Source organism: Sphingomonas sp. So64.6b, from assembly GCF_014171475.1.
Taxonomy (GTDB): domain Bacteria; phylum Pseudomonadota; class Alphaproteobacteria; order Sphingomonadales; family Sphingomonadaceae; genus Sphingomonas; species Sphingomonas alpina_A.
Window position 1 is genome coordinate 5,047,065 of the sequence record NZ_CP048817.1, and the last position, 10,111, is coordinate 5,057,175.

At 62.8% G+C, this 10,111-nt stretch carries 10 protein-coding genes and 1 pseudogene; 8 read left to right on the plus strand and 3 right to left on the minus strand.

Translation table 11 applies throughout. The features are described 5' to 3' along the window. Nucleotides 1-34: 34 nt before the first annotated feature. Nucleotides 35-3,520, minus strand: coding sequence for a chemotaxis protein CheB (locus G4G27_RS23930; protein WP_183110992.1), 3,486 nt, complete (start codon nucleotides 3,518-3,520; stop codon nucleotides 35-37). 579 nt (nucleotides 3,521-4,099) lie between these two features. On the opposite strand from G4G27_RS23930, the gene G4G27_RS23935 reads away from it, so the two are divergent. The 3 genes and pseudogenes from G4G27_RS23935 to G4G27_RS23940 all read left to right on the plus strand — a co-directional run bounded on the left by G4G27_RS23935 (nucleotide 4,100) and on the right by G4G27_RS23940 (nucleotide 5,396). Beyond that, nucleotides 4,100-4,264, plus strand: coding sequence for a hypothetical protein (locus G4G27_RS23935; protein ID WP_183110995.1), 165 nt, complete (start codon nucleotides 4,100-4,102; stop codon nucleotides 4,262-4,264). Between the two features lie 98 nt (nucleotides 4,265-4,362). Next, nucleotides 4,363-4,491: pseudogene (locus G4G27_RS24395) on the plus strand (hypothetical protein); the annotation flags it as partial. A 581-nt stretch (nucleotides 4,492-5,072) separates the two neighbouring features. Beyond that, nucleotides 5,073-5,396, plus strand: a complete 324-nt coding sequence (locus G4G27_RS23940; protein ID WP_183110997.1) for a DUF736 domain-containing protein — start codon at nucleotides 5,073-5,075, stop codon at nucleotides 5,394-5,396. Between the two features lie 348 nt (nucleotides 5,397-5,744). On the opposite strand, the gene G4G27_RS23945 is transcribed toward G4G27_RS23940, so the two are convergent. Together G4G27_RS23945 and G4G27_RS23950 are read right to left on the minus strand one after the other, a co-directional pair. Beyond that, nucleotides 5,745-6,359 carry an NAD(P)H-dependent oxidoreductase gene (locus G4G27_RS23945; protein ID WP_183110998.1) on the minus strand — a complete coding sequence of 205 codons (615 nt, stop codon included), beginning with the start codon at nucleotides 6,357-6,359 and terminating at the stop codon, nucleotides 5,745-5,747. Between the two features lie 126 nt (nucleotides 6,360-6,485). After that, on the minus strand, nucleotides 6,486-6,857 hold the full coding sequence (locus G4G27_RS23950) for a class III extradiol ring-cleavage dioxygenase (RefSeq protein WP_244624486.1): 372 nt from the start codon (nucleotides 6,855-6,857) through the stop codon (nucleotides 6,486-6,488). 75 nt (nucleotides 6,858-6,932) lie between these two features. On the opposite strand from G4G27_RS23950, the gene G4G27_RS23955 reads away from it, so the two are divergent. From G4G27_RS23955 to G4G27_RS23975, 5 genes are all read left to right on the plus strand, one after another. Next, complete coding sequence (locus G4G27_RS23955) at nucleotides 6,933-7,829, plus strand: LysR family transcriptional regulator (RefSeq protein ID WP_183111000.1); 897 nt, start codon at nucleotides 6,933-6,935, stop codon at nucleotides 7,827-7,829. 331 nt (nucleotides 7,830-8,160) lie between these two features. After that, nucleotides 8,161-8,406, plus strand: coding sequence for an XRE family transcriptional regulator (locus G4G27_RS23960; protein WP_008830084.1), 246 nt, complete (start codon nucleotides 8,161-8,163; stop codon nucleotides 8,404-8,406). Nucleotides 8,407-8,535: 129 nt separating this feature from the next. Next, nucleotides 8,536-8,799 (plus strand): DUF2285 domain-containing protein, encoded by a 264-nt coding sequence (locus G4G27_RS23965; protein ID WP_183111002.1) that lies wholly within the window; start codon nucleotides 8,536-8,538, stop codon nucleotides 8,797-8,799. 347 nt (nucleotides 8,800-9,146) lie between these two features. After that, entirely contained in the window at nucleotides 9,147-9,680 is a 534-nt protein-coding gene (locus G4G27_RS23970) for a DUF2285 domain-containing protein (RefSeq protein ID WP_244624741.1), read from the plus strand. A 138-nt stretch (nucleotides 9,681-9,818) separates the two neighbouring features. Next, entirely contained in the window at nucleotides 9,819-10,100 is a 282-nt protein-coding gene (locus tag G4G27_RS23975; protein WP_183111004.1) for a helix-turn-helix domain-containing protein, read from the plus strand. Nucleotides 10,101-10,111: the final 11 nt, after the last annotated feature.

The window sequence follows — 10,111 nt, forward strand, 5'->3', positions numbered from 1 at the left end:
CCCGGCTGGGGGGAGAGGTCAAGTCATCAACCGCTCACGGCATCAGCCGTTCCGCCGCCGCCGAAAGACGGACGGTCAATCCCTCGGCATCCCAGTCGAACTCTAGCTGTCCGCCGAGCTGACCATTGATGCTCCGGCGAGCGAGCAGACTGCCGAACCCTTCGCGCTCCGGCGCGCCGTTGACCGGTGGTCCGCCCCGCTCTTGCCATGCCAATTCTAGTTTGCCCTTGTTCAGCGTCCAGGAAATACGGACTCGTCCCCCCGGTGTAGAGTAAGCTCCGTATTTGACGGCGTTGGTCGCCAGCTCATGCAAGATGAGTGCGAGGCTGGTGGCCGCGTCGCCGCCAACCGCAACTTCCGGCCCTTCGATCATGGCGCGGGCATCGCCATCGGTCGCGCCCGGATCGACGTGAGGCGCCAGTATCGCCCGGACCAGCGCGTCGAGCGTGGATTCCCGCTTGTCACCCGCACCCGGTTTCGTCGTCCGGATCAGGACATGCGCGCTGGCCAGCGCGCCGAGCCGCCCCTGGATCGTGCTAACCATTTCTTTTGGCGTCTTCGCCGACCGTGCACTCAGTGTCACCACTCCGCCGACAATGGCGAAGAGATTTTTGACCCTATGATCCATTTCCTTGAGGAGCAGTTCCTGTAGTTCCTCGCTGCGTCGCTGGTCCTCGATGTCCGTATTGGTGCCGAACCAGCGAACGATCTTTCCGCTCTCGTCACGGATTGGCTCGGCGCGGGAGAGGAACCAGCGATAGGCTCCATCGGAGCCGCGCAGCGGGAAGGTATCTTCCCAAACCTCACCCGTCTCGACCGAGCGTTTCACGCCCGCGACTACGCGATCGACCTCCGCTGGGTCTAGGACGCTGCGCCAGCCCCACCCCTTCATGTCTTCGAGAGTGGTGCCCGTGTAGTCAGACCAACGTCGATTGAACCAGAAGGCCGAGCCTTCCCCGTCCAGGATCCAGGCCAATTGTGGAATGGACTCTGCCAGGGCGTGAAACTGCCGCTCGCTTTGGCGTAGGGCCTCGTCGATTGCATTGCGCTCGCTGATATCGACGAAGGTGAGCACCACGCCGTCGATGACGTTGTCGATCGTGCGGTAGGGGCGGATACGCAAAACGAAACTCGCACCCGGCTCCTTGAGCCTCACCTGCCGCTCGACCATAGTCAGCTTGCGAAGCACGGTTTTCACGTCCTTCTGCAAATCTCCATAGTCGAGCAGGCTGACGATCTCCGTGACCGGGCGGCCTACGTCGCCATCGCGCAGATGGAAGATGTCGGTAAGGCCCGGCGTAAAGCTCTTGACCCGCAATTGTCCATCAAGGAACAGGGTCGCGATCTCCGTGCTTTCCAGGAGATTTTTCAGGTCGCTGTTCAGGTTCGTTAGCAGCTCGTTCTTGCTGGCCATCTCTGAATTAATGGTCTGCACCTCTTCGTTGACCGACTGCATCTCTTCCTTGGCGGTCTCCAATTCCTCATTGGAGGATTGCAGCTCCTCGTTGACTGACTGGTGTTCCTCGTTCGAGGATTTCAGTTCCTCGTTGGCGACCTCAAGCTCGTCGATGGTCGATTGGAGCTGCGCCCGGGTGGTCCGTAATTCCTGTTCGAGAGCCTTGACCATATCGGTCGAGCTCCCGCGACCCTGTGCCGGCCCGCCGGGGTTTCCTGCGCCGACATCTTGAAACACCAGGGCGATCAACCCAGCGTCCGCGCCTTGGTCGGCCAGCGGTTCGGCGATCAGCGTGACCAGGCGGGTGTGGCCGTCGATCCGAATGGGCACATTTTCGTGCCGGACCACGGCTCTGGAGGCTTTCACCTCCTTCAGCGCCGCCCGCGTGGCCGGACGCAGGGACTTCCGCAGAATGTCGAACAGCGCGTAGCTCGGGGCTCCCGAGGCCAGCTCGACATACTGGCCCATCGTGGCCCCGGAGAAGCGCACTATCTGGTCGCGTCCATCGACCACGACGTGGGGTGGATTGTATTTCTCCGTCGCCCGCCGCGCGCTCTTGTCGATCCGATCGTCGCCCGGCGCCCGCGGCGCGTCTTGCGAGGCCGACGGCTCCAGTCTGCGGCCGATGCCCGAGAGATCGGGAAGGGACGCGCCTTCGATTTCGCGTCGCTGGAAGATCCGGTGCTTCTTGTCCCCGACACCGAACAGCTTGGTGGCGCGCGTGACCGATTCGGAGGAGCCCAGAAACAGATGGCCACCCGGTTTGAGCGAGTAATGGAAGGTCCGCATCACGCGGTCCTGCATCTCGGCGTCGATGTAGATCAGCAGGTTGCGACAGGAGATCAGGTCAAGCTTGGAGAACGGCGGGTGCTTGATGATGCTGTGGATCGAGAACACGCACATCTCGCGGATTTCGGGGAGGACGCAATAGTCGCCGCCCTCTTCGCTGAACCAGCGGTCGAGGCGCTCGGCGGACAACCCCGCCACGGGCTTGCGGTAGCGGCCGACCCGCGCGAGCGCGATGGCACGGTCGTCAATGTCGGTGCCGAAGATCTGCACCTTTGGTTTGGGCCGACGGCTGTCCATGGCCTCGCGGATCAGGATCGCCAGGCTGTAGGCTTCCTGTCCTGTCGAACAGCCCGGAACCCAGACGCGGATGTCGTCGTCGGCGCCTTTTCCGGCCACCAGACTCTTGATCACCTCTGTGGCCAGAGCTTCAAAGGCGGCGGGATCGCGGAAGAACTGCGTGACCCCGATCAGCAGTTCGCGGAACAGCATGTCCAATTCTTCGGGCTGCTTGCGAAACCGTTCGATGTAGGCGCCAGGGGTTTCCACTTGCAGCACCTGCATCCGGCGCTGAAGCCGGCGAAGCAGGGTCTTTTCCTTGTATTCACTGAAATCGTGGCCGCTGCGGGCGCGCAGCGCTCCCATTATCGTCACCAGGTGCGACGCCGCATCTTGCCGCAAGCCATTGCCATCCTTGTTGCCGGCGACGCCTGTCAAGTGCTTGTGGTAGGCGACGACCCTGGCTGGCATCGTCTCGACGGCAAGCACCTCGTCGACCTGGCCGGTGGCCGTCGCGCTTTGCGGCATTCCGGGCAGCGCGTGGTGGTCGAACTCCGCCTGGGCCAGGGTCAGGCCGCCGCGTTCCTTGATCGCTGTCAGGCCCAGGGTGCCGTCGCTGCCCGTGCCTGCGAGGATGATGGCGATCGCGTTCTCGCCCTGATCTTCGGCCAGGGACTGGAAGAAGGTGTCAATCGGCCGCCGCCGTTCACGCGGCGGCGCCGGCCGGGCGACCTTGAGGCGTCCGCCGTGGATCGTCAGCGTGGCGTCGGGGGGAATGATGAAGACGCAGTTCGGCTTGACTTCCGTATCATCGGCCGCCTCGATCACGCCCATCGTGGTCGTCCTGCCGAGCAGTTCGGCCAGCATCGACTTGTGGTCCGGCGACAGGTGCTGGACCAGGACGAAGGCCATGCCGGTGTCGGCCGGTGTGTTGGCGAAGAAGCTCTTGAAGGCGTCCAGACCGCCGGCCGACGCGCCGATGCCGACGATCAACAACACGTCGGATTTATCCTTGTGTCCAGATGAGGAACGTACTTTTCGCGCGCCCTCGGCGAGAGCACTTACTGACTTGGACGGTCCAAGGGACTTCGATGCCATAACGCGGGCAGCCTTAACTGTGGGCAGATTGTGGCGATGCGATGTATCTATAGCATTATGTAAACGCTGGTTTCGAGTCCTGAACAGGTGACCTGATCAGGAGTCTGCTGATTCAGAAAACGACAAACGATCCCAACAAACAAATGGCCGGACACGGCCTCGCAAGACTCGCTAATCACCAGCGTGGATCCGACAAGGATTGCGGAGATCCCCCAAGCGCCGCGGGTTCGACCACTACCCGCTCATGGATGCCTCGTCTTATGGCTGGCCTCCGGCTACTTGGAACGGCGACTAAGCCCGCTCTCATTGGCGCTATCCTTGGTTCGACCCAATGCCTGACGCCATCAACCCGTAAAGGGTCCGCTACGCGAGCGTGCGGCCTTGAGGCTTACGCCTCGGCGGTGATTGCGGCCTTGCGCCGAACGCATCGGGCACCTGTCGAGCGGGGATGGTCCCCGCCTCCAGACAGGAGCCGGAACGATGTCCCTCACCGACGCACACGCCTTCGCCTTCAGCCTCGCTACCACCCTGATGGCCGTCATCGTCATCTTCAAGGCAGGCGACGGCACACATTCGGTCACCCCCGCCAACGAGTTCGACGGCGACGCCGAGATCGTCGCGGAGATCGATCCGTTCGCCCCTTGATGGGGCGACACCTGCGGCGATGCGGAGATCCCTATCGGATTTCCGCTCCATCGCCACTCTTCTTCGGCTATACACGGAATGCGCCGCGGTGGAGGTGGATGCCCACCGACACATGGCAGATCATCTTCTCCGTCATCGGCGCAATCGCCGTCGGCATCACGGCGCTGATCCGGGTGACAGCAATAGCCGCGCCCGGGCCATCCGGGCAGAACATCGCGCGCGCCTGACATCGTCACTCGCGGCGGCAGGACAGGAGCTGATGCCTTACCTCTCGCTCGCGCTCCTCGTCTGCAGGGTGCGCTTGCATGGCGTTGATCGGGTCCACGGTTAGCCCAGACCGGCGTGCCATCCTTTCGAAAAGCGGTACTGGAAGCGGCGCGGTGATAGCATTGCCGGCGTTGCGAGTGGCGATAGCGTGCGATCTCGCGCGCCCGTGCAGAAGTCGGCGGACATTTGGTTTGACGGTGCTGGGTGACGTCGCGATGGCTCGATGCGGCCACGGTCATATCGGTCGAAGATGGGCGCCACGTTCTCCTGTGATGCGTCTCTGTCAGGTCGACCGCTCCAAAACGGCCTCTTCAATGGGCTGCTCTGGCCGAAGGTCGGCTGCGCCTCGATCGCCTATGCCGCAACAGCGGCGTCGAAACTTTCATCCCCTGCCGGCTGCGCCGTCATTCCTCGCGAAACAAGAAAGCCCCTCCTTTGCTGTCAGGCCCCTTTGGGGTGCGCCGTCAATCGCCTCCGGCCTGTCGATCGCCATCGAGGCCGCAATGGTGCGGGCTCGGAACAGAGTTCAAGGAGAACTACCATGGCGACCATCGGCACCTTCAAGAAGACCGGCAACAACGAGTTCACCGGCGAAATCGTCACCCTCAGCCTCCAGACCAAGAACGTCCGCATCGTCCCCGATGCCCGCGCCACCGGCGAGAACGCCCCCAGCCACCGCGTCTTCGTCGGCCGCGCCGAGATCGGCGCCGCCTGGTCCAAGACCTCCAACGAGGGCCGCGCCTATCTGGGCCTGAAGCTCGACGACCCCAGCTTCAACGCCCCGATCTACGCCAACCTCTTCGACGACGAAGAAAGCGAAGGCTTCAGCCTTGTGTGGAGCCGTCCCGCTAAGCACCGTGATTGAAGGATCAGGGGCCGCCCGCGAGCGGGCGGCCCCAAGGCCTCTGGTATCGAGCCCGACTTCAGCCTTGGCGGGCGAGCCCGGAGATTAGCATGGTGTCGACACCATCGAGCCTGAGGCCCGAACACTGCTCGGGATCCAACCCGAACTCACAATGATGGGACAAACTTAAGGCCGCGAAAGTCGCGCTGACCGCATGGATGAGAAAGCCGCGGGCGATCCTGAATGCAATGGTTCGCGATGGACGATAGTCGCGGCAAACGGCTGCAAACGGTCTCGTAGATGGCTTGTCGCGTTGCCCAAACTTGCCGTTGATTCAGTATTCGCACTCTGCTGGGTCCGGGCGGCCCCTCAGGCGGCTTCGGCCTCGATCTCGCCTTGGAACTTGTTCAGAAAGTCCTCGCGTCCGATCTCCCCGAGATCGACCGCCTTGGCGCCGCCTGCCGCGATCAAGGTCACGTCGGTGATGCCGATGACACCCAGGATCAGGCGCAGATATTGGCTTGCGAGGTCACGGTCGCGGATCGGCGAGCCTTCGGTGTAGACGCCGCCAGAGGCGAGCAGCACCGTCGCCTTTTTGCCCGTCACGAGGCCGCTGCCGTCCATGCCAAGCGTTAGCCCTTTGCGAACGATATGGTCGATCCAAGCTTTGAGCGCGGCAGGCACATTGTAGTTGTATACCGGCGTGGCAATGACGAGGTGGTCGGCCGCCAATAGCTCGGCGACGAGTTCGTCCGACAGGCGAAGCATCTCCTTCATGTCTGGCGAATGCTGTTCGGGCGGCGTGAAATAAGCCTGGAGCCAAGGCGCGTTCACGAAAGGCAGGTCCGTTTCCATCAGGTCGCGGTGGACGATCTGCCCGACCGGGTGCGCCGTTCGCCACTCGTCGACAAAACGACGGGTGAGATTGCGCGAGATCGAATGGTTGCCGCGCGGGCTGGTCTCGACGACGAGAAGCCGGGTCATAGTTAGTCTCCTTGAGATTGGGTCAACCGAAGCGAAAGCCAGAGATCGGCTTGCCGAGGGCGTGCCCGTGGAAGTGAACGGCGCCGTGCTCGCCCGATGCGGCGCCGGCGGCCACCATGAGAGGCATCAAGTGATCCTCGTGCGGCTGCGCATTGCGCGCGCAGGCTCGCTGCCACTGCGGATGCCCGCTGCCGCGAGCAGGTCGCGCACCCGGGCGGCGAGCGCGGGATCGCCCGGCGCCGGCCAGGTCAGCCGGTAGGTGTAGTCCGGAAAGCCGTCATAATCGAAGAGCAGCGGCGGATGCGCGCCGGTATTGACGGTCGGCGCCTGTTCTTCCCAATGGCCGGAGACGGCGAGAATGGCGCGCGGTAGCTCGTCCAGCGTGTTCGCGAAGCCGCGAAGATAGGCTTCGAGATCGTGCCAGGCGGCACGCATCGGCCCCGGCTCCAGAAAGAAGCATGGGCCGCCACCGTGATTGATGAATAAGGTCGGCTGCATGGCTGCAATCTGGCCTCTCGACGCCATCTGCAGAAGTGATATATATCAGATAGTTTCTATCGGCTGAGATGATGTATGATCGGCAATCTCACTCTCGACCAGCTTCGTGTGCTGGTGACGATCGCCGAAAACGGCAGCTTCTCTGCTGCGGGCCGCAAGCTCCGCCGCGCCCAATCGGCGATCAGCCAAGCCGTTGCGACCCTCGAAGAAGTCCACGGCGTCACGTTGTTCGACCGCGCCGGCCACCGTCCCCGCCTCACGGGAGTTGGTCGTGTGCTGGTTGGGCAAGCTCGAGTGGTGCTCGCGGGCGCGAACCACTTCGAGGCGATGGCTGCGGCCACGCGCGAGGGCATCGAGCCCGAGTTGGCAGTCGCGATCGATCCGTTGGTGCCAACCACCGCCTTCATCGACAGCCTGCACGCGCTCCGCGCCGCTTTTCCCCATCTGCCGGTGAGCTTCTCGACCGAAGGGCTTGGAGGCGCCGAACGACGACTGCGCCGGGGAGAGGCTGCGCTCGCTTTCTGCATCCTGCTTCCGACTGTGCCCGAGGATATCGCCGCCCTGCCACTGCTCGGCGTCGACCTGGTTTCGGTCGTGGCGCCCGTCCACCCGTTGGCTCGACTGGGCCGGGCCGCGACGCGCGAGGACCTGGACGAGCACGTCCAGCTCGTGTTGACCGATCCCTCGGCGCCCGACGGCCCGAGCTACGGTGTCATGAGCACGAAACCTTGGCGCTTCGTCGAGCTTGGACGACGGCTGGACTTCCTCTTGGCGGGCCTGGGGTGGTGCCGTATGCCCGATTATCTCGTGGCGCCGCTACTAACCGAAGGGCGCCTCGTGCCATTGCCGATCGAGGATGATCCCGCGCGCGCGTCCGGAGCCCTGACAATTTACGCGTCGCATATGCGAGATCGTTCTTTAGGCCGCGCGGGCGCGTGGCTTCTCGACGACCTCAAGGCCCGTTTCGTCTGACTTGGATTCGACAAGCAATGCTTTGTTGAATGTCCGCTTGAGAAGGTTCGCTTCCTGAAACGTGACGGAGCGCTTTCCAGCAAACACAGCCAAAACACAGTTGCTCATCTGGTCCCGCCCGAACCGCCGCAACGGCGAGTGAGGTCAGCGCGACGCCCCGCGCGGTAAGTCCGGCCGGGCCGATCGCTTTGTGGGCGACCGAATCAGTTGGATCCCCAACGACTGTCAGGCCTGCCTGTAAGGGCAGTATCAACTAGCATAGCCCCTCAAGAACGACTACTATAGTCGTAGTTCTGGTGTGCGCGTATGTCCGAGTGGGAGGTGATCATGCATGATCACCGCCCGACAATCGCGGGCCGCGCGCGCGTTGCTTGGATGGAATCAGGAGACGCTCGCTGACAAGGCCCAGGTATCACTGACCGCGCTCAAACGCCTCGAATCCGCAAGCGGGCTCGAGGTGTATGAGACCACGCGCGATCAGGTACGTCGGGCGCTTGAAGGCCACGGCATCCTCCTCTTGACCACCGACCAAGGCGAAGGAGTGATGGTGGTCCGTGGGAAAATCGACAAGCGTTAGCGTCTCCGTTGCCTACCGCATGCCGTCGGTATGCCGTTGCCATCACCGGCGCGGATTCTGCTGCGATGCAACCTGCATACGGTTAACAAATGCCACCGGAATGGATAAGAATGACTTCAGAGGACCGGTGTGACCAAGACAGACTTCCTAGACCAGCCGCCTGATAGCGCGGTGCTCACACCCTATGATCGTGAGCACCTGAAAACCTATCTGCGACTGCTGGATGCCGAGGCCGACGGCGCGTGCTGGGAAGAAGCGGTCACCGTCATCTTCGGCCTGGACCCTGACAATGATGCCCAACGCGCCGCGCGCGTCTACACCACCCACCTGGCCCGCGCGAAATGGATGACCGAGAACGGCTTTCGCCATCTGGTCCGGTCGAGTTACCACTGATCGGCTGGTGATGCGAAACCTGCATCACGTTGCGCCACCTTCGGACTTCCCAAGCCAAAGACAACTTGGAATCGTGTTCTCCGTGTTACTCGCCCCAAAGCGGCGCGGCCAGGAGAGTAGAAGCATGTCTGAGGAAGGAAGTTGGAGAACTGGCCCGGCCTACGACTATATTGATGGTCTGAGTGCGCCAGATATCGCGTGGGAGTTTCTGCGGAGAAACCACGACTACCGACGGGAATATTCAGACCTACAGCGCTTAGGGCATCTCGCTCCGGACAAGGCACGGGCCTTATCCGATCGCTGGGGGTTGTCTTTTCGCTACAGACCCGGCTCTCAATGCCTTGACTGTGGCTATCTCCTGGACCCTTACCGCCGATCCGTTCAAACTTCTCCTCGCTCCGTCACCCGCGTTACCCGCCGGTACGGCAGTCACTAGCAAAGAACTTCCCCCCGCGCTCTTCACTGCCGATGGAACTGTCCGGATCGTCATCGACGGCCAGGTGTTCGACATCGTGCTCCACGGAGACACCAGCGACACCCCGCTCGCGGCGCTCGTCATACTGGATGACGACACGCCTGATCGGATCCTCGCACTCGACCGTTTCTGGTCAGCGACGCAGGCACGGAAAGCACGACCCGACGAACGCTTGACGCCACAACGGCGTCAACGGTTGCGCGCTATGCTAAGGGCCGTTGACGCACACGATGACGGCGCAAGCTACCGCGCCATTGGCGAAACCCTCTTCCCTGAACACCAGATCGACGCGAAATCGTGGGTCGGAAACTCCGTTCGCGAAACAACGATCCGCCTCGTGCGCGACGGCCTGAAACTCGTCGAAGGCGGTTACCGCTCCCTTCTGCGCCGACCCCGTCGATCATAGCCCGCCGTCCATCGGCTGGGGCGTGTCGAAATTAGATTCCTATCTTCGACATCGTCCCACCCACCGTCTTCACGCCACCTTGCTCTCGAACCGCCGCCTGACGGCAGCGGCCCCCAACGAGACCACGGAGGCTCGACAATGGCCGAAATTACCGCCGGCATCCCGCCACGCTACCTGCGCACGCAGGAAGCTGCTCGCTTTCTCGGACTGTCCGAGCGCACGCTTGAGAAGCACCGCACCTACGGCACCGGCCCGACTTACCGGAAGCTCGGCGGCCGAGTCGTCTACGCCATCGAAGATCTCCAGACCTGGGCCGATCGCGGCCTTGTCAGCTCGACCTCCGATCCTCGCGGCACGGTGTTGCCCGCAAAGAGACAGGAGCCCTCAGACCGCCGCTTCGCCGGCCGCCAGCCGCGCTGAGACGTCCGGCC

Coding starts and splice junctions, on each gene's coding strand:
- G4G27_RS23935 (WP_183110995.1), top strand. CDS start 4,100: ATGTCCCTCACCGACGCACACGCCTTCGCCTTCAGCCTCGCTACCACC.
- G4G27_RS23940 (WP_183110997.1), top strand. CDS start 5,073: ATGGCGACCATCGGCACCTTCAAGAAGACCGGCAACAACGAGTTCACC.
- G4G27_RS23945 (WP_183110998.1), bottom strand. CDS start 6,359: ATGACCCGGCTTCTCGTCGTCGAGACCAGCCCGCGCGGCAACCATTCG.
- G4G27_RS23950 (WP_244624486.1), bottom strand. CDS start 6,857: ATGCAGCCGACCTTATTCATCAATCACGGTGGCGGCCCATGCTTCTTT.
- G4G27_RS23955 (WP_183111000.1), top strand. CDS start 6,933: ATGATCGGCAATCTCACTCTCGACCAGCTTCGTGTGCTGGTGACGATC.
- G4G27_RS23960 (WP_008830084.1), top strand. CDS start 8,161: ATGATCACCGCCCGACAATCGCGGGCCGCGCGCGCGTTGCTTGGATGG.
- G4G27_RS23975 (WP_183111004.1), top strand. CDS start 9,819: ATGGCCGAAATTACCGCCGGCATCCCGCCACGCTACCTGCGCACGCAG.